Here is a 22,357-nt window from a genome sequence, read left to right as displayed (position 1 = left end):
GGTGGCCCACCCGAGACGACCATGACCGACGACAGCTTCCGCTTCTGCCGGCTCGACCGCGCAGGGCACGTCCTGACGATCACGATCGACCGCCCGGACGTGCTCAATGCGCTGCATCTCGACGCGCACGTCGAACTGTCCCGCGCGTTCGACCTGTATGCGGCCGACCCCGAGCTGCGCGTGGCCGTGATCACCGGAGCCGGCGATCGCGCGTTCTGCGTCGGAACCGACTTGAAGTCGCTCGCGCGGACCGGCAGCTACGAGTATCCGTACGGCGGTTTCGCCGGCATCACCAAGCGCTTCGACCTCTTCAAGCCGGTGATCGCCTCGGTCAACGGGCTGTGCCTCGGCGGCGGCTTCGAGATCCTCGCCGCCTGCGACCTCGCGATCGCGGCCGAGCACGCGCAGTTCGGCCTGCCCGAACCGAGGGTCGGGCTGGCGGCGCTGGGAGGCGGCGCGCTGCAGCGGCTCGCGCGCACGCTGCCGATGAAGGAAGCGATGGGCCTCGTGCTCACCGCGCGGCGCATGAGCGCGGCCGACGCGCAACGCATCGGGCTCGTCAACGAGGTGGTGCCGAAGGCCGAACTCGCCGCGCGCACGCGCGCGCTCGTCGACGAACTCCTCGCGTGCGCGCCGCTCGCGCTCGAGGCGTCGAAACAGGTGATGTTGCAGAGCCTCGACGAGCCCGGACTGGAAGCCGCGATGACCCGGCGTTATCCGGCGGCCGAGCGCATGCTGGCGAGCGAGGACGCGAAGGAAGGTCCGCGCGCGTTCGCGGAGAGGCGCAAGCCGAACTGGCAGGGGCGGTAGCGGGTGGGCGCGTTCACGTCGCTCGTCGGCGGCACGACGCTCGGGCTGTACTGAATCCGAACGGCTTGCCACCGCGCGGACACGGGCCGGTCGCGTCGCGGTCGGTGCCGTCCGACGGACCGCGACCGGGGCCGGACGATCTGGCGCCGGTAGTCGCCGATCAGGCTCCGATGTCCCACGCCGCCGCGCCGCGCTTGAGCGCGCCTCGCGCGATCACCGTGCGGTGGATCTCCGAGGTGCCGTCGAAGATCCGGTAGATGCGTGCGTCGCGGTAGAGGCGCTCGACCGGCAGTTCGCGGCAGTAGCCCATGCCGCCGAAGACCTGCACCGCCCGGTCGGCGACCCTCCCGAGCGTCTCGGCGGCCTCGACCTTGACCATCGAGATCCAGTCGCGCGCGTCGCGCCCCTGGTCGATCTCCCACGCCGCGCGCAGCAGCATGAGCCGCGCGGCGTTGATCTCGATCGCGCTGTCGGCGATCATCTGCTGGATCATCTGGAACTCGCCGATCGCCTTGCCGAACTGGCGCCGCTCGTTCGCCTGCGTCGTCATCATCGTCGCGAGCCGGCACGCCTTGCCGATCGCCCGCGCGCCGACCTGCGCGAGGCGCACGCGCCCGAGCGTCGAGTAGGCGATCGCGAGCCCCTGGCCCTCGGCGCCGAGCAGCCGGTCGCGGCCGGCGCGCACGCCCTCGAAGAAGAGCTCGACGTGGCTCGTGCCGGTGAGCCCCATCATCTCCTGGTTGCGTCCGACGACCACCCCGGGCTGGTCCTTGTCGATCAGGAACAGGGAGACGTGGCGCGGGCGCGCGTCCGGATCGGTGACCGCCGACACGATGAAGAAGTCCGAGTAGAGCCCGTCGCTGATGAAGTGCTTCTTGCCGGTCAGAAGCCACCCGTCGCCGTCGCGCACCGCGCGCGTCTTGATCGACGCAGCGTCGGAGCCCGCGTCCGGTTCGGTGATCGCGATCGAGCAGGTGCGCTCGCCGCGCACCGCAGGGCGCAGGAAGCGGTCCTTCTGCTCGGCCGTGCCCTCGAGCAGCGACTCGTAGACGTTGCCGAACGCGCGGCGAATCAGGATGTCCTTCGCGTGGCCGAATTGTTCCTCGACCAGCATCGTGTCCACGGCCGAGAGGCCGCCGCCGCCGTACTCCTCCGGGATGTTCATCGCGTAGAAGCCGTGCGCGCGCGAACGCTCGAAGAGCGCGCGCGCCTTCTCGGGGGCGAGTTGCCCGGTCGTCTCGATCTCCTCCTCGAGCGGGAGGAGTTCGGCCTCCACGAAGTCGCGCAGCGTGCGGACGAGGAGCCGCTGCTCCTCGGTCAGGTCGAAGTTCATCGTGGGACTCCCGGGAATGCGTCGATCGCGAACGCATTATCGCTCCGGGACCCGCTGCGGCGGACGACAAGCGACGGTGCCGACGTCGCGAAGGCCACCGGGATCCCCGGAGGTAGCTGCTCGCCCCGCGCGGCGCGCCCGCGATCGCGCACGCGCGGGGCGTTCATCCGCCGGCCGGGGCCGGCGGGTGAACGATGCACGTCAATCCTTGACGAGCTGCCACTTCCCGTCGCGGACGGTGATCAGTTCGCGGCCGCGATCGTCGAAGCCCGAGTGATCGGCCGGTGTCATGTTGTAGACGCCCTGCGTGCCGACCAGTTCCTTCGTGCCCTCCAGGGCGTCGCGCAGCGCCGCGCGGAACTGCGGCGTGCCCGGCTTGCCGCGCTTCGCCGCCTCGGGAATCGCCCGTTGCAGCAGGAGCCCGGCGTCGTAGACGTTCGCGCCGAAGGTCGCGGGCTTCTCGCCGTACATCTTCTCGTAGGCGGCGACGTAGTCCTGCGCGACCTTCTTCGACGGCACGCTGTCGGGAATCTCGGGGAGCACCAGCATCAGGCTCGCCGCGAGGACGGCGCCTTCGACCTTCGGGCCGCCGAGCTTCAGGAACGCGGGGGCCGCGGCGCCGTGGGTCTGGTAGATGCGGCCCTTGTATCCGGCGTCGAACAGCGTCGTGTGCGGCAGCACCGTCGGACCGCCGGCCGCCGCGATCAGCACGGCGTCGGGCTTCGCGGCCATCAGCTTGGCGACCTGTCCGGTCACCGAGCTGTCGGAGCGCAGGTAGCGCTCGTTCGCGACGATCTTAATGCCGGCCTTCTGCGCCTGCGCGCTGAACACGCCGTACCAGTTCTCGCCGTAGGGGTCGTTGAATCCGATGAAGCCGACGGTCTTCACGCCGTGCTTCTTCATGTGCGAGATCAGCGCGTCGGAGATCAGCGCGTCGTTCTGCGTGGTCTTGAAGACCCAGCGCTTCTTGTCGTCCATCGGCAGGACGACGGCGGTGGTGCCGACCGGCGCGAGCATCGGCGTGCCGCTCTCCGCCATGAACGGCACCACGCCGACCGCGTTGGGCGAGCCCGACGGGCCGATCAGGGCGTCGATCTTCTCCTCGGCGAGGAGCTTCTTGACGTCCATGACCGTCTTGGTCGGATCGCTCGCGTCGTCGAGCACGACGTACTCGACGGTGAGGTCGCCGACCTTCTTCGGCAGCAGCGCGGCCGTGTTCTTCTGCGGGATGCCGACGACGGCCGTCGGTCCGGTCGCCGAGGCGATGACGCCGATCTTCACTTGCGCGGTGGCCGCGGTCGACACCAGCGCGAGCGCCAGCACCGTGCGGAGAGCCAGGGAGGTCTTCATGGTCGTGCTCCTTCGAGGTGGGTGTTGTTCGCTTCGCGCGGCGCGAGCGCGCCGTCGGAAGGTCCCGCTGCCACGCCCGCCTGCGCGAGCGCGTCGATCTCGACGTCGCCGTACCCCGCCTCCGCGAGCACCGCGCGGGTGTGCTCGCCGTACTTCGGCGGGAACGGATACTCGTGCCGCATGCCCTCGTGGCTCGTGCCCGGCGGCTGCATGCGGATGCGCCGCCCGTCGGGCGTCCGGGTGGACGTGAACGCCTCCGCGAGCGCGGGCAGGTCGCGCACCTGGCGGATGTCGTGGATCGCGGCCCAGGGAATCGTCGCGCCCGAGAGCGTGTCGGAGATCTCGCGCGTCGAATGCGCGGAGGTGACCGCCGTCATGTCGGCGCGAAGCCGGGCGCGATCCTGCGCGCGTCCGGCGTTGGTCGTCCGGAGCGGCGTGGCGGCGGGCGCGAACATCGGCGTGGCCGTCAGGCGCTTCCACTGCACGTCCGAGCCGACCGCGAGGTAGACGAAGCCGTCGCGGGTCGGATAGACGTTGGTCGGAATGAACTTGCGGTGCTCGTTGCCCGCGCGCGTGATCTCCGCGGGTTCGCAGTCGAAGTCGACCAGCGGCAGCGTCGTGATGAGCCAGGAGGCGGCGGCCTGCAGCATCGACACGTCGATGCGCCTGCCGCGGCCGGTCTCCGCGCGCTCGAGGAGCGCGAGCAGCACGTTCGCGTAGACCTCGTCGCCCGCCTTGAGGTCGACGAGCGGCACGCCGGTCACCATCGGCGGCCCGTTCGGATCGCCGGTGATCTCCATGAACCCGGCCATCGCCTGCAGCACCGGGTCGTAACCCGGCACGTCCGGATAGTCCGGGCCGAGCGCGGAGATGCCGGCCCAGATCAGGTCGGGCTTCGCGGCGGAGAGGGTCTCGTAGTCGATGCCGAGCGCGCGGTAGCGCGACGGCAGCACGTTGCAGCAGAACACGTCGACGTCGAGCGCGCGGACGATCCGCGCGAGCGCCTCGCGGCCGCGCGGGTCCTTGAGGTTCAGCGCGACCGCCTCCTTGCCGACGTTGGGCGCGACGAAGTAGGTGCGGCGGTCGGCGTCGACCGCCTCGCGGCCGATGTAGCGGTTCGGGTCGCCGGGGAGTCCGTCGCCCGAGGGCGTCGACTCGATGCGGATCACGCGCCAGCCCAACTGGACGAAGCGCAGCGTCGCCGACGGCAGCGACAGCGCCTGCTCGAGCGCGAGGACGGTGCGCGGGCGCATCAGCCGGGCGCCGCCTTCGCCGCCGCGCCGCGGAGCGCGCGGTAGACCTTCTCGGGCGTGAACGGCAGCTCGCGGATACGCACGCCGGTGGCGTTGCAGATCGCGTTCGCGGTCGCCGCGGCCAAGCAGATCGCCGGCGCCTCGCCGACGCCCTTCGCGCCCTGCGGCCCCTCGCCGTCCATCGTCTCGACGAAGTGAACGTCCATCTCGGGGATCTCCGGCGCCGTGACGAGCTTGTAGTCGCGGAACGCCGGGTTGCGCACGACGCCGTTCTCGACGATCAGGTCCTCGGTCAGCGCGTAGCCCTGCCCCATGACGACGCCGCCCTCGATCTGGCCCTCGATGCCCAGCCGGTTCAGCACGCGGCCGACGTCGTGCGCGCCGGTCACCTTGAGGAGGCGCACCACGCCGGTCTCGGTGTCGACCTCGACCTCGACGACCTGCGTCGCCCAGGCGTACGCGGCCGACACGTCGCCCTTGAACGCCTTGTCCTGGTGGCGCGACGGAGGCTCGTAGTAGAACGTGGTCATCACGAGCTCGGCCTTGTCCGAGAAGTGGAGCGAACGCAGGAGCTTCGCGAGGCTCGTGAGCGCCTCCCCGTTCGACGCCCGCACGATGTGCCCGGCGCGAAGCTCGAGCTCGCCCTCCGGGACGCCGGTCGCCTTCGCGGCGGCCGCGAGCACCTTCGCCTTCGCCTTGCGCGCCGCGCCGATCGCCGAGTTCCCTCCGATGAACGTCGTGCGGCTCGCGTGCACGCCGACGTCCCAGGGTGTGATGTCGGTGTCGTTGTTGACGACGGTGACCGCGTCGAGCGGCACGCCGAGCTCCTCGCAGACGAGCTGCGCGAGCACGGTCTCGGAGCCCTGGCCGATCTCGGAGGCGCCGGTCAGGAGCGTGACGTGCGCGAAGTCGTCGATCTTGAGGATCGTGCCGCAGCCGTCCGACGGGTAGATCTTCGCGCCGCCGCCGACGTGCAGCATCGACGCCATGCCGACGCCGCGCTTGATGCGCCCCGGCGAACGCTGCGCCGCTTGCGCCGCCGCGCGCTTCGCGCGGTAGCCGGAGGCCTCCGCCGCGATCGAGAGGCACTCCTTGAGGCCGCAGGTCTTGAAGTGCATGCCCTGCGGCGTCACCTCGCCGGGGTCCTGGGCGTTCGCCAGGCGCAGATCGAGCGGGTCGATGCCGAGCCTCGCGGCGAGCTCGTCGATCTGCTGCTCGACGGCGAAGGTCGCCTGCAGGTTGCCGTAGCCGCGGAACGACCCCGCGTACGGATTGTTGGTGTAGACCGCGGTCGTGTGGTACTTGCAGTGCGGCACGCGGTAGAGCGAGCTGATCGTCTGCATCATGACGAACGGCGTCGTCGCGCCCCAGGAGGTGTAGGCGCCGTTGTCGTGCAGCGTCTCGCAGGTGCGGAAGGTGAGCGTGCCGTCGCGCTTCGCGCCGCTGCGCAGCTTCAGCAGCACCGGCTGGCGCGTCGGCGAGGCGACGAATTCCTCCTCGCGCGTGAACACGAGCTTCACCGGGCGGCCGGTCGCCTTCGCGAGGAACACGCAGATCGGCTCGAACGGGTAGATGTCGAGCTTCGAGCCGAAGCCTCCGCCGATCGGCGGCTGGATGATCCGGATGCGGCCGGGATCCATGCCGAGGATCTCGGCGAACTCGCGCTTGTGCAGGAACGGCACCTGCGTGTTCGAGTGCAGCGTCAGGTTGCCGGAGCGGTCGAACTCGGCGATGACGCCGGAGACGCCCATGCAGCAGTGGGTCACGTAGTGGAGCCGGAACTCGCCCTCGACGACGACGTCGGACTCCGCCTCGCCGGCCGCGACGTCGCCCTGCGCGTAGTCGAAGGTCATCGCGACGTTGTGGCGGTGGGCCTCGGCGTCCCCCGGCTCGCCCGGCTTGAGCGAGTCGTGCGGGGCGGGCGGCGGCAGCTTCTCGGCGTGGATCACCGGAGCCCCGGGGGCGAGCGCGGCGACCGGATCGGCGAGGATCGGCAGGTCTTCGTACTCCACGTCGATCAACGCGAGCGCGGCTTCGGCGATCGCTTCGGTGTCGGCGGCGACCGCGGCGATCTCGTCGCGCAGGCTGCGGACCTTGTCGCCCTTGAGCGGGAGCTGGTCCTTGCCGACGCCGAGCGGGCGTTGCCACGGGACGTCGGCGGCGGTGATGACCGCGTGCACGCCGGGCAGCGCCCGGGCGCGGCTCGTGTCGATCCTCGCGATCCGCGCGTGGACGCGGGCGGAGCGCAGGATCTTCGCGTGGAGCTGCCCCGGGAGGTCGAGGTCGTGGACGTAGCGCGTCTGCCCGCTCGCTTTCTCCGGCGCGTCGAGCTTCGCGATGCGCTTGCCGATCAGCGTGTCCTTCTCGATCACCTTCATCGTGCGCTCCTCACGACCGGCCGCGCCCCGCGGCCTCGATCGCGTCGACGATCTTGACGTAGCCGGTGCAACGGCACAGGTTGCCCTCGATGCCGCGCTTGATCTCCTCGCGCGTCGCGTCGGGGTGCGCCTCGAGCCAGTGGCGGGCCTGCATCACCATGCCCGGCGTGCAGAAGCCGCACTGCACCGCGCCGCAGTCGACGAACGCGCGCTCGAGACTGGCGCCGAGCGGATCGCGCCCCACGCCCTCGATCGTGGTCAGCGACCGGCCTTCGCAGTCGACCGCGAACATCAGGCACGCGCAGGCCGAGGCGCCGTCGACGACGATCGTGCAGGCGCCGCACTCGCCCTCGCCGCAGGCGTACTTGGTGCCGGTGAGCCCGATGACCTCGCGCAGCATCGAGAGCGCGCTCATCTCGACTCGAACCGTCGCGCGCGTCGCGACCCCGTTCAGCACGAATGCGATCTCACGCTTGAGCGACATCGTCGAGGATCCTCCGGAACATGTTGTGGACGAGTTCGCGGCGGTACCAGGCCGAGGCGCGCACGTCGTCGATCGGGCGGACCTCGTCGCGCAACGACGCTGCCGCCCGCGCGATCGTCGCGGCGTCGAGGGCCGCGCCTTCGAGCAGCGCCTCGGTCGCCGTCGCCCGCATCGGCACCGGTGCCACCGCACCGCAGGCGATCCGCACGTTGCGGAGCGCGCGGCCGTCGCGCGAGGCGGAGAGCGCGAGCGAGATCGCCGAGATGTCGAGCGCGGGCCGCGTGCCGAACTTGAAGAACCGGCCGACGGCCCCCGCCGGCGGCAGCGGGACGCGGAGTTCGGTCAGCAGTTCGCCGGGCGCGCGCACCGTCCGGCCCGGTCCGGTGAAGAACGCCGCGAGCGGGACGCGGCGGGTGACCACCTGGCCGTCGGGCTTCGACGCGAGGACGGCCTCCGCGTCGAGCGCGAAAAGCGGCACCAGCGTGTCGCCGGCCGGCGAGGCGTTGCAGACGTTGCCGCCGATCGTCGCCGCGTTGCGCAACTGGTCGCTCGCGAAGTGGTCGCAGGCGTCCGCGAGGATCGGCAGGTGCCCGCGCACGAGCGGGTCGTTCATGATGCGGGTGATCGTCGCGAGCGCGCCGATCCGGATCGCGCCGTCCTCGCGTGCGATGCCGTCGAGTTCCGGAACGCGGCGGACGTTGACGAGAACGCGGGCGAGCTTCACCCGGCCCGAGCGGGTCTGCGGCATCAGGTCGGTGCCGCCGGCGAGGATCGTGGCCTCGCCGCCGCGCAGGTGTTCGAGCGCGTCGGCGAGACGCGAGGGTGCATGGTAGTGCTCGACGGCCATCGGGTCATCCTTCGAAACGGATCGGCTCGCGGTAGCGGCCGACGACGGACGCGAGCGCCGAGGTGATCTCGCCGACGGTCGCGTAGGCCTTCACCGCGGCCACGATCGCGGGCATCGTGTTGGCGCCGTCCACCACGGCGCGGCGCACCGCGTCGAGTGCCGCGGCGACCGCGGCGGCGTCGCGGGTGCGGCGCAGTTCGGCGAGGCGTGCGACCTGCGCGTGCGCGTCCGCCTCGTCGTACGGATGGAACTCGACGTCCGGCTCCTCGCCCTCGGTGCGGTAGCAGTTGACGCCGACCTTGCGAAAGCGCCCGGACTCGAGGTCGACCTGGTGGCGGTAGGCCTGCGCGGACACCTTCGACTGGATGCGGCCGCTCGCGATCAGCCCGACGATGCCGCCTTCCGCGTCGACCTCGGCCATGATGCGCTCCATCTCCGCGCGCATCTGGTTGGTGAGCGTCTCGATGTAGTAGGAGCCGCCGAGCGGGTCGACGGTGTCGCAGAGTCCCATCTCCTCGATCAGGAGCTGCATCGTGCGCAGCGAGATGCGCTGCGCGTACTCGCTCGGGATCGTGTAGGCCTCGTCGTAGCAGCACAGCGCCATCGTCTGCGCGCCGGACAACGCGCTGATCAGCGCGTAGTAGGCGCCGCGCACGATGTTGAGCTCCGGCTGCTCGAAGGTGAGACCGCCGCCGCCGCCGCCGGCGATCATGCGCAGCCACATCGAGCCCGGTTTCTGCGCGCCGTGCCGCTCCTTCACGACCTTCGCCCACAGCCCGCGGCCGGCGCGGAACTTCGCGACCTGCTCGAACAGGTTGCCGAAGATGTTGAAGTTGAACGACAGCCGTCCGGCGAACTCGTCGATCGACAGGCCGCGCCGCACCACCTCGTCGGCGTACGCGGAGGCGATGCAGAACGCGTAGGCCATCTCCTGCGCCGGCGTCGCGCCGGATTCACGGATGTGGTAGCCGCAGACCGACACCGGGCTGTACTTCGGCGCGTGCGCGGCGCAGTACTCGATGGTGTCGCCGACCAGCCGCAGCGAGGGCTCGACCGGGAACACCCAGGTGCCGCGGCCGACGAACTCCTTCAGGATGTCGTTCTGGGCGGTGCCGCGCAGCGTCGCGAGGTCGAAGCCGCGCCGCTCGGCCATCGCGAGGTACATCGCGATCAGGATCGCGGCGGAGCCGTTGATCGTCAGCGACACCGTGATGCGGTCGAGGTCGATGCCGTCGAACGCGACCTCGACGTCGCGCAGCGAATCGACCGCCATGCCGACGCGGCCGACCTCGCCTTCGGCGAGCGGATCGTCGGAGTCGAGGCCGCACTGCGTCGGCAGGTCGAAGGCGACGTTGAGCCCGGTCTGGCCGTTCGCGATCAGGTACTTGAAGCGCGCGTTCGTGTCCGCCGCGTTGCCGAAGCCGGTGTACTGGCGCATCGTCCACGGCTGCTTGCGGAACATGAGCGGGTGGATCCCGCGCGTGAACGGGTACTCGCCGGGCGCGCCCAGCATCGACGTGCCGCCGCTGTCTGCCACGTCCTGCGCCGTGTAGAGCGGCTTGATCGCGATGCCGGATTCGTTGACGACCGGCGCGACGCCGGAAGGCAGGCGGTCGTTCATGCCACGTTCCCCTCGATGAAGGCGGTGATGTCGGGAAGCCGCGCGCCGGTCGGGAACACGCCGCGGAAGCCCAGTTCGCGCAGCGCGTCGTGGTCGCGGCCGGGGAGGTTGCCGCCGATGATCCAGAGCTTGTCGCGCAGACCCGCTTCGTCGAGCAGCGGAGCGAGACGCCGGCAGAACGCGAGGTGCGACCCGGCCATCGACGAGAGCGCGATCACGTCGACGTCCTCGTCGCGCGCGATCCGCGCCACCGCCTCCGGCGTCTGGCGCAGGCCGGTGTAGATCACCTCCATGCCGGCGGCGAGGAGCGCGCGCGCGACCACCTTCGCGCCCTGGTCGTGCCCGTCCAGTCCGGGCTTCGCCAGCAGGACCTTGATCGGCCGCGCGCGGGCGGCGGGGCTCACGGTCTCACCTCGTCATCTCCTTGGCGATCACGAGCTTCAGGATCTCGCTCGTGCCGCCGCCGATCAGCGTGAAGCGCACGTCGCGCAGGTAGCGCTGCACCGGGAACTCCATCGCGTAACCGTAGGAGGCGAGCACGCGCGCCGCCTGGTCGCAGACGCGCGCCGCGGCCTCGGTGGCGAAGAGCTTCGCGATCGCCGCTTCCTGGTGGTGCGGCAGGCCCTGGTCGCGGCACCATGCGGCGTGGCGGACCACGTGGACCGCCGCCGCGCAATCGGTCGCCATCTCGGCGAGCTTCGTCTGGATCGCCTGGAAGCGGTTGATCGGCTTGCCGAACTGGACCCGCTCGCCGGCGTAGCGCGTCGCCTCGTCGAGCGCCGCGCGCGCGACGCCGAGCGCCATCGCGCCGGTGATGATCCGGATCTCGGCGAGGGTCCGGCGCAGGTGCTCCTCGCCGTCGCCCTCCTCGCGCGATAGCCGGTGGCCGTCGGGGACGAAGCAGCCGTCGAACGCGACCTCGGAGGTGGGCAGCGCCCACACGCCCATCTTCTCGATCGAGCGTCCGACGGCCACGCCGTCGAAGCCGCGCTCGACGAGGAAGATCGTGAGCCTGCGCGCCTCGCCCGCGCGCGCGAACACGGTGAAGAAGTCGGCGACCGGCGCCGCCGTGACCCAGGTCTTGCGGCCGTCGAGCACGTAGCCGCCGTCGACCTTGCGCGCGGTGGTCGCGATTCCGCCGAGATCGGAGCCGGCGTCCGGCTCGGTCATGCAGATCGCGCCGATCCTGCGTCCCGCCAGCGCCGGCTTCAGCAGCCGCTCGACGATCTCGTCGCTGCCGAGGAGGTCGAGGAACTTGGTGCCCATCAGCGCCTGCATCGCGGCGCAGCCGGCGAGCGACATCGAGCCGCGCGCGATCTCCTCGAGCGCGAGGCAGAAGGTCGCGAGGTCGAGCCCCAGCCCCCCGCGCGATTCCGGGTAGCGCATCGCGAAGAAGCCCAGGTCGGCGAGCCGGACCACGAGGTCGCGCGGGTAGGCGTGCGCCTCGTCGAGCGCGGCGGCGCGCGGCGCGACCTCGGCGTCGACGAACCGCGCGAAGGTGTCGCGGATCTGGCGCTGCTCGTCGGTGAGCGCGAAGTCCATGGCCGGTGGCGCGCGGGGCGGTCAGTCCTCGAGGCCGTAGACCTCGCGCGCGGCGCGCTCGGAGATCACGCCGTTGCGAAGCTCGTCGCGCACGCGCGCGCGGTCGCGCCGCCGCGGATCGCCGTAGCCGCCGCCGCCGCCCGCCTGCTGGTGGTAGACCGTCCCCTTCGGCACGCCGGTGATGAGGTCCTTGTTGCGCGGCACGACGGTGCGGCCGTCGGGGTAGGTGAGGCGGATGAAGTTGAGGGTCGCGTCCCCGCCGCCGAAGAGTCCGAACGCGGGCTCGAAGTCGCCGTCGCCGAAGGTCACGAGCTGCGTGTCGTCGGATCCGATTTCGAACAGCGTCTCGACACCGAGCCCGCCGCGCCACTCGCCCGCGCCCGCGGAGTCGCACAGGTACTCGTGGCGGATCAACCGGTGCGGCGTCTGCAGCTCGAACATCTCGTAGTCCTGGTCGAGGAGACCGCCCGAGGCGTCGATCATGCCGATGTGGTCGTAGCCGTCGGTGCCGCGCATCGCGCCCGAGCCGCCCTTGAGCCCCATGAACCCGATGTCGACGTACTTGTCGCGCGTCTCGGGGTCGATGCCGGTCGTAAGCGAGCAGAGCAGGTTGTTCCAGCCCGCGGTCACGCGGTCGGGCAGGGCCGGGGCGAGCGCGCGCTGGATCGCGTCGGCGTTGGGCGGGCACAGGTGGTTGCCGAAGGTCGTCGCCTTCGGGTACGACGCGTTGAGGATCGTGCCCTCGGGAATCACGATCTCGACCGGCTCGACCATGCCCTCGTTGTGCGGGATGTCCGGGTTGATCATCTGCAGGAGCGTCAGGATCGTCGCCGACGCGCTCGACGTGAACGTCCCGTTGACGAAGCCGTTGGTCTGCGCGTCGGTGCGCGAATAGTCGAAGCGGATGCTGCGGTCGGAAACGTCGACGTCGACGCGGATCGTGAATTTCGAGCCCTCGTGGCGGCCGTCGTAGTAGACCTGCCCTTCGCCGGAGTAGCGGCCGTTGGGGATCTTCGCGATCTCGGCCTCCATCATCCTGCGCGTCGCGTCGAACAGCGCGAGCTTGTGCATCTCGAAGTGCTCGTGGCCGTACTTCGCGAGCAACTCGACCACGCGGCGCTCGCCGATCGTGCAGGCGCCGATCTGCGCCTGCAGATCGTGGCGCACGATGTCGAAGCGGATGTTCGCGAGGATCAGCTCCCAGACGTCGCGGCGGAGCTTGCCCTTCTCGATCACCTTGACCGCCGGGATGCGCAGCGCCTCCTGCCACACCTCGGTCGCGTTCGGGTTGTAGCCGCCGGCGACCGCGCCGCCGATGTCGGCCTGGTGGCCCTTGACGGCGGTCCACGCGACGAGCGTCCCCTCGAAGAACACCGGCTTGAACACCGCGACGTCGTTGTTCTGGTTGCCGAGGCTGAACACGTCGTTGTGCAGGATGACGTCGCCCGGATGGAGGTCGTCGCCGAAGGTGGCCCGCAGGTGCTTGCACACCGGGGCGAGCGAGAAGGCGAGGATCGGCAGGTTCTCGGTCTGCTCGAGCATCCGCCCGTCGGCGTCGTAGAGGCCGGTGACGAAGTCCTTCGCCTCGCACAGGATCGGCGAGCGCGTCGTCTGCTGCATCGAGATGCTCATCTCGTCGGTGATCGAGCGGAAGGTCCGCGCGTACACCGAGAGCAGGATCGGGTCGATCTTCATGCGGCGACCTCCGTGGATTGCGGCGCGGCCACGCGGGCGACGAGATCCTCGCGGCCCTTGCGGTGGAGGACGAGCGAGCCGTGGCGGTCGACGATCGCGTCCCAGGCGCCCGTCACCACGATCGCCGTGGTGACCTCCTCGACGATCGCCGGGCCCACGATGCGCCCACCGAAGGCGAGGCGGTGGCCGTCGTAGACCGGGACGGTGCGAAACGCGCGCTCCTCGGGAACGTACATGGCGCGGCGACCCTTGATCGCGGCGGAGGCGTCCTCGCCCGCCCAGGGCTCCTGCGGTGCGCGCGGCTTGTCGACCGAGCCTTCCGATCGCACCCGGACGTTGATGATCTCGATCGGCGGATCCTCGCGCTCGAGCGAGTAGCCGTAGAGGCGGTTGTGCTCGCGGTGCAGGCCCTGCGCGATCGCGGCCGCGTCGTTCGCGCGGAGCGCCTCGCGCGGAACCTCGACGCCGACCTCGTGGTACTGCTTGAGGTAGCGGCAGTCGAGCGTCACCTCGTGGCGGCGGCGCGCGGGCGGGATGCGCTCCGCGCCGAGCTGCCGGTCGCCCTCGGCGACCATCGCGTCGACGAGGGCGTTCAACCGGCCCCAGTCGAGCGCGGAGAGCTTCGCGACGAAGGTGCGCACGTAGTCGTGCCGCAGGTCGGAGAGGAGCATCCCCATCGCGCACAGCACCGACGACTCGCGCGGCACGACCTGCAACGGGATCTCGAGCTCGTTGCAGATCTGGCACGAGTGGATCGGACCCGCGCCGCCCGCGGCGACGAACGGGAACTCGCGCGGATCCCATCCGCGCTTGATCGTCACCTCGCGCACGCCCTGCGCCATGTTGTTGCACACGACGCGGTACATGCCGGCCGCCGCGTCCTCGATCGTGAGGCCCATCGGCTCGGCGACGTGGACGCGGATCGCCTCCCGCGCGGCCTCCGTCGACAGCCGCATGCGACCGCCGGCGAAGTAGTCGGGGGCGAGGTAGCCCAGCACGAGGTTCGCGTCGGTCGAGGTCGGGAGCGTGCCGCCCTTGCCGTAGCACGCCGGCCCCGGGTCCGCGCCCGCGCTCTGCGGTCCCATCCGCAGGAGGCCGCCGGCGTCGATCCAGCCGACCGACCCGCCGCCCGCGCCGATCGTGTGGATGTCGAGCATCGGCAGCGCGATCCGGTGGCGCGCGATCTCGCCGTCGCTGACGAGGAGCGGCGCGCCGACCGCGGCGGACGCCTCGAAGCTCGTGCCGCCCATGTCGGTGGTGATCGCGCGATCGACGCCGAGCGTCCGCGCGTAGTGGAGCCCGGCCGCGGGGCCGCCCGCGGGCCCGGACAGCAGCGTGAGCGCGGGGCTCGAGCGCGCGACCTCGGGCGACATGACGCCGCCGTTGCTCTGCATGATGAGGAGCGTCCCGCGGAATCCGGCGCTGCCGAGGCGCTCGACCAGCCGCTCGACGTAGCGGTTCAGCTTCGGCCCGACGTAGGCGTTGAGCGCGGTGGTCGAGACGCGGTCGTAGAAGCGGATCGACGGCAGCAGCGCGGACGATACGCTGAGGAACGCGCCGGGCATCGCCTGGCGCACGCGCGTCGCGACCGCGGCCTCGTGCTCCGGGTTGGCGTACGCATGCATGAAGCAGATGGCGACGGCCTCGATGCCCTCGGCGCGGAAGCGCTCGATCGCCTCGTCGACGGCGCGAAGCGAGAGCGGAGCGACCTCGCGGCCGTGGCGGTCGAGGCGCCCGCCGACGCCCGCGCGGAGCCGGCGCGGGACCAGCGGCAGGACGTTGGTGTACGTGTTGTCGTACTGCTTCTCGCGGATGCCGCGGCGCATCTCCAGCGCGTCCCGCACGCCCTCGGTCGTCAGGAGCGCGGACTTCGCTCCGGTGCGCGTGAGCGTGGCGTTGGTCGCGACCGTCGTGCCGTGCACGATCGTCTCGATCGACGCCACGAACGAGCGCGCGTCGCGCGACGGGTCGGCCATCGCGGCGAGTTCCGAAAGGCCGGTGACGACCGCGATCGACGGATCGGCGGGGGTCGAGAGCACCTTGTGCAAGAGCGGCGGCGCACCGTCGCGCGTGAGGATGAAGTCGGTGAAGGTGCCGCCGACGTCGATGCCGATCCGGGTGCCCATCGTCTGTCCCTGGGTGTGGTTCATGCGGAGCCGGCGACCGGCTCGCGGCGGGCGAGGCGTTTCAGGTCCTCGCGCCTGACCTTGCCGAGCGCGGTGCGCGGCAGCGCGTCGGCGAAGACGACGTCGCGCGGGTGCTTGTAGCGCGCGACGCGACCCTCGAGCAGCGCACACACGGCCTCGCGCGTGAGCGTCGCGCCGCGCGCGGGCACGACCACGGCGACGACCGCCTCGCCCCAGCGTTCGTCGGGGCGCCCGACGATCGCGACTTCCGCGATGTCGGGGCAGAGGGCGAGCAGGTTCTCGATCTCGGCCGGGTACACGTTCTCGCCTCCCGAGATGATCAGGTCGCGGCGGCGGCCGTCGACGAAGAGCCACCCGTCCGCGTCCGCGTGCGCGACGTCGCCGGTGCGGTACCAGCCGCCGGCGAGCGCCTCATGCGACTCCCGGGCCTGGTTCCAGTAGCCCTCCATGACGTTCGGCCCGCGCACCCAGATCTCGCCGGAGACGCCGCGCGCGACATCGCGGCCCGACTCGTCGACGACGCGCAGTTCGCAGTGCAGCGCCGCCTTGCCGATCGACCCGGGATGGCCGCGCGCGTCGCCGATGCGCTGGTAGGCGGCGATGGGGCAGGTCTCGGTCGAGCCGTAGACCTGCAGGAGCGGCACGCCGCGCTGCAGGTCGCGCCGCACGAAGCCCTCGCCGATGATCGTCGATCCGGTCGAGATCGAGCGCAGGCGCGAGAGGTCGGCGTCGCGCCAGCGCTCCTCGCGCGCGAGGGCCTCGAGCTGCGCGGGCACGAACACGGTCAGCGTGATCGCGTCGCGTTCGAGCGCGTCGATCGCGAGGCGCGGATCGAAGCGCGGATGGAGCACGACCGAGGCCCCGGCGTGGAGCGCCGGCAGCGTCTGGATGTTGAGGCCGCCGACGTGGAAGAGCGGCAGCGTCGTCAGCACGACGTCGTCGCTCGTGAGATCGTGCATGTGCGTGCTGTTGACCGCGTTCGCGAGGAGCGAACGCTGCGCGTGCACCACGCCCTTCGGCTGCCCGGTCGAGCCCGACGTGTAGCACAGGAGCACCGGCGCCGCGTCGGCGTCCTCGATGCGCGGGGCGTCGGCCGCATCGCCGCCGGCGCGGAACGCGTCCCACGACATCCAGCCTTCGCGCGGCGCGCCGAGGGTCACGCGCACGAGCCCATCCGCGGTGCCGAGGATCGCCTCGGTCGGCGCGACGAACGGGTCCGCGGCGACGAGCACGCTCGGGCGGCAGTCGGCGAGCATCGAGCGATGCTCGGGCGGCGCGAGCCGCCACGACAGCGGCACGAACATCGCGCCGATGCGCGCGCAGGCGAACAGGAGCAGGATCTGCTCGATGGCGTTGTAGCCCAGGTGCGCGACGCGGTCGCCGCGCGATACGCCGGCCGCGGCGAGCGCGCCGGCGACGGCGCGGATCTCGCGGTCGAGTTCCGCGTAGGTCAGGCGGGCGCCGTCGCAGGCGAGCGCCACCTTGGCGGGGGCGAATGCCGCCTGTCGCTCGATCCAGTGTGACAGGTCCATGTCGGCGCTCGACTCCGGAATCCCGCTAGCGGCGATCGACCACTTCCAGCACCACCGCCATCGCGCTGTCGCCGGCCGCGCAGCCGGCGAACAGTCCCCGCCCGCCGCCGCGCGCGGCGAGTTCCTCGACGAGTTCGATGATCGAACGCGTGCCCATCGGGGCCTGCGGGTGGCCCCAGACCAGCGACGAGCCGTACTGGTTCATGCGGGCGAGATCGACGCCGGTCTCGCGCGCGAACACCAGGTCGTTCACCGCGAACGGGTTGTGCGTCTTGATCGCGTCGAGGTCGTCGAACGCGAGTCCCGCGCGCTCGAGCGCCCGTCGCGCCGAGGGGACCGTGGCCTCGGGCATGCGCGCGAGCCCCGCGCGCGCCTGGCCGAAGCCCAGCAGGCGCACGGCGATCGCGGGGCGCGACGAGAGCTCCCGCGCGCGGGCCGGGGTCGCGACGACGATCGCGGCGTTGCCGTCCGCCGGGTGCGTCTGGCCGCCGTAGGTGACACTGCCACCGGGCTTCACCGGATTCAGGCGCGCGAGGCCCTCGGCCGTCGAGGACGAGACGCCCTCGTCGCCGTCGAGCCGGCCCACGACCTTGCGGAAGTTCGCCGACGGCACGTCGAAGGGCAGCGTCATGAACCGTTTCAGGAACGCGCGGTCGTCGGCGAGCGCGGCGCGGTACTGCTCCTCGCGCCGGAGCACGACCTCGTGCTGCTCGACGGTCGAGAAGCCGTGCGACGCGGCGACGTTCTCCGCCGTGTCGATCATCGCGTGCGCTCCGAGCGGGTCGCAGTTGAAGTTGCCGAGCACCCAGTCCTCGTGCGCGCCGGTGCCGCCGGGGCCGTTGGGGTTCGGGTAGTAGAGGTGGGGGCCGTTCGACGTGCGGTCGCAGGTCACGCCGAGCGCGACCTCGGCCATGCCGGCCTCGACTTCCTGCGCGGTCGCGAGCAGCACGCGCGCGCCGGTCGCGCAGGCCTGCATGACGGTCGGTCCGGCGGTCGCCTTCGCCCCGGCCATGCCCGTGAGCCACGGCAATCCGTAGAACGCATGCATCTGCGGCACCGAGAATCCGAGCACGCCGTGATCGATCGCCGCCGGATCGATCCTGCGACGGGCGAGTTCCGCCTTCGCGACGTAGGCCGCGAACTCGAGGCTGTGCAGGTGCGCGAGGCTTCCCTGCCAGCGCGCGAACGGCGTCGACCAGTAGGCTCCGTACGGAATCTCGGCCTGGAACGCCATGGTCGCGAGGTGGTCAGCGCGCGTCGGCGCCCGGATGCGTCTCGCGCGCGATGCGGTCGAGCGCGTCGCGCAGGTGGGCGCGCGCGACGCGCAGGTGCTCGCGCATCACCTCGGTGGCGCGTCCGGCGTCGCCCTTTCTCAGCGCGGCGACGATCGCGCGCATGCCCGCGAGCGCCGCCTTGCGGGCGGTCGCGTCGTTCAGCGTGAGCACGCGCAGGTAGCGGACGTGCCCCGACGAGAGCGCGATGGCGCGCAGGAGCCGCCGGTTCGCGACCAGCGCGTGCCACGAGGCGTGGAAGCGGGCGTTGGCCTCGATGAACGCCTCGGCATCGCCGTCGCGTTCCGCGGCCTCGGCGCTCTTCAGCGCCGAGGCGACCGGCGCGAGCGCGCGGGCCGTGGGCGCGGACGCGGCGACGCGGGAGAGCGCCGCCGGCTCGAGCAGGCCGCGCAGGTCGTAGATCTCGTCGACGTCGGCGTCGTCCAGGACCGGAACGACGAAGCTGCGGCCGTCGGCGGCGATGAGACCCTCGCTCTCGAGCCGCGCGAGCGCCTCGCGCACCGGCGTGCGCGAGACGCCGAGCGAGAGCGCGAGCGGGGCTTCCTGCAGGCGCTGCCCGGGCACGATCACGTGGCTGCCGAGATACTCGCGCAGCGTCCGGTAGACCTGGTCGCCGAGGCCTTCCGGGCGGTCGACGGGCTTCAGCGCGGGCGTCATCGTCAGAGGAGCGGTCGTGGGCGGAGGGCGGCGCGATGCGCGGGCCGGCGGATCTCCCGGGGCGCGCCGATTGCATGTATCCCGTATTCCGGGTACGGTATACATCGGTCCCGCCGCTGTCAACCGCCGCGAGCGGCGTCGCGCGGGAACCGCGATCGATCGACCGCGATGCCTCCGACGACGCCCACGACCGCCGCCCTGTGGGCGAGCCCGTTCCGGCCGTTCTGCGTGTTCGGCGCCGGCTACGGCGTCGTCCTGATGGCTGCGTGGACCGCGGTGCAGGCGTCCGCAGGTCCGGCGCACGCGTCGAGCGCCTGGCATGGCCACGAGATGCTGTACGGCTTCGCCGGCGCCATCGCCTGCGGCATCACGCTGACGGCGCTGCCCGGCTGGGCGGGCACCCGCGAGATCCGCGGCACACCGCTCGCGCTGCTCGTCGCGCTGTGGCTCGCCGGCCGCGTCGCGTTCTGGTCGCGCGACCTGCTGCCGCCGGCCCTCGCGCTCGCGCTCGCGGCCGCGCCCTGGGCGGCGATGTCCGGCCTGCTCGTCGTCCAACTCGCCCCGCATCCGGATCGCCGCTACCTGATGGCGATCGTCGTGTTCGCCGCGTTCGCCGCGGGCGAGGCGATGTTCGTGCTGGGCGAGCCGGGCATCGGCCTGCGCGCTGCGGTCCACGCGCTCGTGCTGCTCTACGCGCTCGCCTGCGGCGTGTTCACGCCGGTGTTCACCGGCAACCACCTGAGGGCCAAGGGTCGCGGAGACCAGGCGCGAGCGTGGCCCGCGCTCGACACCGCGGCGATCGGCTCGATCGTCGCGGTCGCGGCGGTCGACCTCGCCGGCGCGGCGCCCCCGTGGAGGGTGGCGGTCGCGCTCGCCGCATTCGCGCTCAACGCCGTGCGCCTCGTGCGCTGGCAAGGCTGGAAGACCTTCGACGCGCCGCTCCTGTGGACGATGCACGCCGGCTATGCGTGGATGACCGTGGCGTTCCTCCTCCTCGCGCTCGGCAGCGCCGGGATCGCGCCCGCCGAGCGCGCGTGGCTGCACGCGTTCACCGTCGGAGCGCTCGGTTCCGCGATGATCGGGATCATGACGCGCGTCGCGCTGCGCCACACCGGCCGACCGCTCGACCTGTCCGGCAGGGTCGTCGCGGCACACGTGCTGGTCCAGGTGGCCGCCTTCGCTCGCGTCACAGGCGCGCTCGCCGTGGACGGCGCGATCCTCGTCGTCGCGGCCGGCCTCGCCTGGGCCACCGCGTTCGCGCTCTATCTCGCGACCTTCGGCGCCATCCTGCTTCGGCCGAGCCTGCCGCGCATCGTCGCCGCTCCGCTCTCCGCGCGCGAACCTCCTGCCCCGCGCTGAGCTTCCGTCATCGTTCCCCTCGAAGAGGTCTCCTTGAACGTCCGCCTCGCCAACCCGCTGCTCGCCGCGCCGCTCCGACCGCTGCCCCGTCACGTCGCGGTGATCGGCGCCGGATCGATCGGCCCGGACATCGGCTACTGGATCAAGAGCGCGCTGCCCCGCGTCGCGCTGACGCTCGTCGACGTCGCGCAGCCGGCGATCGACGCGGCGCTGCGGCGCCTCGACGGCTACGCGCAGAAGGCGGTGGCGCGCGGCAAGTCGAGCCGCGAGCAGGCCGACGCGATCCTGCACGGCATCCGCGGCAGCGTCGACTACGACGCGCTCTCCGGCGCCGACTGGGTGATCGAGGCCGCCACCGAGAACCTCGACCTCAAGCGCCGAATCTTCGCGGCGGTGGAGGCGCGCGTCGCCGACGATGCGCTCGTCACGTCGAACACGAGTTCGCTCCCGGCCGTGCGCATCTTCGCGGCGATGCGCGTGCCCGCGCGCGCCACCGTCACGCACTTCTTCGCGCCGGCGTGGCGCAACCCCGCGGTCGAGGTCGTCGACTGGCCGGGCGCGGGTCCGGGCCTCGTCGACCACCTGCGACGCGTGTTCTGCGCGACCGGCAAGGTGCCGCTCGTCACCGCCGACGTGCCCTGTTTCATGCTCGACCGGGTGTTCGACAACTGGTGCAACGAGGCGGCGCTGCTGCTCGACCGCGCGACCGCCGCCGAGATCGACACCGTCGCCGGCGAGTTCGTGCACGCCGGCCCGTTCGCGGTGCTGAACCTCGCGCGCGGCAATCCGATCATCGTCGAGACCAACACGCTGCAGGCGGACGAGGAGGGCGAGCACTACCGCCCGGCGCCGATCTTCCGCTCGGTCGGCGAGTGGCAGACCGTCGCGCCGGGCAGGCGCGTCGAGGTCGAACCCTCGAACGCCGCGGCGATCCGCGACCGGCTGCTGGGCGTGCTTCTCTCGCAGAGCGTCGACATCCTCGACCGCGGGATCGGCGACGCGGCGGACCTCGACCTCGGATGCCGCGTCGCGCTGGGCTTCCGGCAGGGGCCGCTCGACCTCGCGCGCGCGCTGGGCGAAGGGGAGTGCGGGCGCATCCTCGACCGCTTCGTGCGCGAGCGCCCGGGCATGCCCGGGCCGAAGCGCCCGCTCGCGCGTTACCAGGCGTTCGCGCGGCACGTGCTGGTCGACGACGTCGACGGCGTCAAGGTGATCACGCTGCGCCGGCCGGAGGCGCAGAACGCGCTGCACGACGAGATGACCGACGAGGTGCTCGACGTCATTTCGCGCCACGAGCATGACGACGCCGTCGCGGGATTCGTCGTCACCGGCTACGGCGAGCGGGCGTTCTGCGCGGGCGCGGACATCGGGCGCTTCCCGTCGATGCTGGGCGACGCCGGGGCGTCCGCGCAGTACGCGCGCGACTGCTCGCGGCTCCTCGTCCACCTCGACGCCTGCGCGAAGCCCGTCGTCGCGGCGCTGAACGGCTACGCGCTCGGCGGGGGCTTCGAGCTCGCGATGCGCTGCCACGCCATCGTCGCGATGCGCGACGCGTGGATGCAGCTTCCCGAGATCACGCTCGGAATCCTGCCGGGCATCGGCGCGATGGTCGTGCCCTACCGGCGCTGGCCGCAGGCTGCGGCGACCTTCCACGCGATGCTTCGCCGCGCCGAGAAGCTCGGCGCCGCGCGCGCGCTCGACCTCGGCATCGTGGCCGCGCTCGCCGACGATCCGCACGCCCTCATCCGCGCGGCGATACGCGAGGTGCGCGCGCTCGCTCGCGGACGCGCAGGAATCGCCGAGGGCGCGGTGGCGATCCCGCCGCTCGAGGCGGTGGCCCCGACGTCCGCGGCGGGCATGGCGTTGAGCCCGACGATCCTCGCGCTGATGGAGGACGCGATCCGGGAGGCGGCGGCCGCGCCGACGCTCGCCGAGGCGCTCGACGTCGGCTACCGGGCGTTCGGCCGCAGCGCGTGCACGCCGGCGGCGCGCGAGGGCATCGCGGCGTTCGCCGAGCGGCGAGCGCCCGACTTCGCGCGCACCGGCTGACCGCATTC

The 22,357-nt window shown here is 71.9% G+C and carries 17 protein-coding genes; 3 read left to right on the top strand and 14 right to left on the bottom strand.

Features of this window, described 5'->3' with window-relative positions; translation table 11 throughout:
- The first annotated feature begins 21 nt into the window (after nt 1-21).
- Nucleotides 22-810 (top strand): enoyl-CoA hydratase/isomerase family protein, encoded by a 789-nt coding sequence (locus tag HS109_17090; GenBank protein MBE7524086.1) that lies wholly within the window; start codon nt 22-24, stop codon nt 808-810.
- Nucleotides 811-970: 160 nt separating this feature from the next.
- Here HS109_17090 and HS109_17085 read toward each other — a convergent pair whose 3' ends face one another.
- From HS109_17085 to HS109_17020, 14 genes are all read right to left on the bottom strand, one after another.
- Entirely contained in the window at nt 971-2,143 is a 1,173-nt protein-coding gene (locus HS109_17085) for an acyl-CoA dehydrogenase family protein (protein ID MBE7524085.1), read from the bottom strand.
- A gap of 201 nt (nt 2,144-2,344) precedes the next feature.
- Nucleotides 2,345-3,493, bottom strand: coding sequence for an ABC transporter substrate-binding protein (locus HS109_17080; GenBank protein ID MBE7524084.1), 1,149 nt, complete (start codon nt 3,491-3,493; stop codon nt 2,345-2,347).
- On the bottom strand, nt 3,490-4,746 hold the full coding sequence (locus HS109_17075; protein ID MBE7524083.1) for a CoA transferase: 1,257 nt from the start codon (nt 4,744-4,746) through the stop codon (nt 3,490-3,492). The genes HS109_17080 and HS109_17075 overlap by 4 nt, the downstream gene beginning before the upstream one ends.
- Nucleotides 4,746-7,124, bottom strand: coding sequence for a molybdopterin-dependent oxidoreductase (locus HS109_17070; GenBank protein ID MBE7524082.1), 2,379 nt, complete (start codon nt 7,122-7,124; stop codon nt 4,746-4,748). The genes HS109_17075 and HS109_17070 overlap by 1 nt, the downstream gene beginning before the upstream one ends.
- A gap of 10 nt (nt 7,125-7,134) precedes the next feature.
- Entirely contained in the window at nt 7,135-7,608 is a 474-nt protein-coding gene (locus HS109_17065; GenBank protein MBE7524081.1) for a (2Fe-2S)-binding protein, read from the bottom strand.
- A complete protein-coding gene (locus HS109_17060) occupies nt 7,592-8,455 on the bottom strand; it encodes a xanthine dehydrogenase family protein subunit M (protein MBE7524080.1) in 864 nt (287 codons plus the stop codon). Before HS109_17060 ends, HS109_17065 begins: the two co-directional genes overlap by 17 nt.
- 4 nt (nt 8,456-8,459) lie before the next feature.
- Nucleotides 8,460-10,076, bottom strand: a complete 1,617-nt coding sequence (locus HS109_17055) for a methylmalonyl-CoA mutase (protein MBE7524079.1) — start codon at nt 10,074-10,076, stop codon at nt 8,460-8,462.
- Nucleotides 10,073-10,480: a cobalamin B12-binding domain-containing protein gene (locus tag HS109_17050; protein MBE7524078.1), complete on the bottom strand. Its 408-nt coding sequence runs from the start codon at nt 10,478-10,480 to the stop codon at nt 10,073-10,075. The genes HS109_17055 and HS109_17050 overlap by 4 nt, the downstream gene beginning before the upstream one ends.
- Nucleotides 10,481-10,484: 4 nt before the next feature.
- Entirely contained in the window at nt 10,485-11,618 is a 1,134-nt protein-coding gene (locus HS109_17045; GenBank protein ID MBE7524077.1) for an acyl-CoA dehydrogenase family protein, read from the bottom strand.
- A 21-nt stretch (nt 11,619-11,639) separates the two neighbouring features.
- Nucleotides 11,640-13,313 carry a hydantoinase B/oxoprolinase family protein gene (locus tag HS109_17040; protein ID MBE7524076.1) on the bottom strand — a complete coding sequence of 558 codons (1,674 nt, stop codon included), beginning with the start codon at nt 13,311-13,313 and terminating at the stop codon, nt 11,640-11,642.
- Nucleotides 13,310-15,439, bottom strand: coding sequence for a hydantoinase/oxoprolinase family protein (locus HS109_17035; protein ID MBE7524075.1), 2,130 nt, complete (start codon nt 15,437-15,439; stop codon nt 13,310-13,312). Before HS109_17035 ends, HS109_17040 begins: the two co-directional genes overlap by 4 nt.
- A gap of 20 nt (nt 15,440-15,459) precedes the next feature.
- A complete protein-coding gene (locus HS109_17030) occupies nt 15,460-16,992 on the bottom strand; it encodes an AMP-binding protein (protein MBE7524074.1) in 1,533 nt (510 codons plus the stop codon).
- A 25-nt stretch (nt 16,993-17,017) separates the two neighbouring features.
- A complete protein-coding gene (locus HS109_17025) occupies nt 17,018-18,226 on the bottom strand; it encodes a thiolase family protein (GenBank protein MBE7524073.1) in 1,209 nt (402 codons plus the stop codon).
- Between the two features lie 13 nt (nt 18,227-18,239).
- Nucleotides 18,240-18,941: a GntR family transcriptional regulator gene (locus tag HS109_17020; GenBank protein ID MBE7524072.1), complete on the bottom strand. Its 702-nt coding sequence runs from the start codon at nt 18,939-18,941 to the stop codon at nt 18,240-18,242.
- A gap of 168 nt (nt 18,942-19,109) precedes the next feature.
- Between HS109_17020 and HS109_17015 the strand changes: the two genes are divergently transcribed.
- On the top strand, nt 19,110-20,300 hold the full coding sequence (locus tag HS109_17015) for an NnrS family protein (GenBank protein ID MBE7524071.1): 1,191 nt from the start codon (nt 19,110-19,112) through the stop codon (nt 20,298-20,300).
- 33 nt (nt 20,301-20,333) lie between these two features.
- Nucleotides 20,334-22,349, top strand: a complete 2,016-nt coding sequence (locus HS109_17010) for an enoyl-CoA hydratase/isomerase family protein (protein MBE7524070.1) — start codon at nt 20,334-20,336, stop codon at nt 22,347-22,349.
- The last annotated feature ends 8 nt before the right edge of the window (nt 22,350-22,357 follow it).

Source organism: Burkholderiales bacterium, from assembly GCA_015075645.1.
GTDB lineage: Bacteria > Pseudomonadota > Gammaproteobacteria > Burkholderiales > Casimicrobiaceae > VBCG01.
The sequence above is the reverse complement of the archived record's forward strand: the minus strand, read 5'-3'. Positions and strand labels throughout refer to the sequence as shown.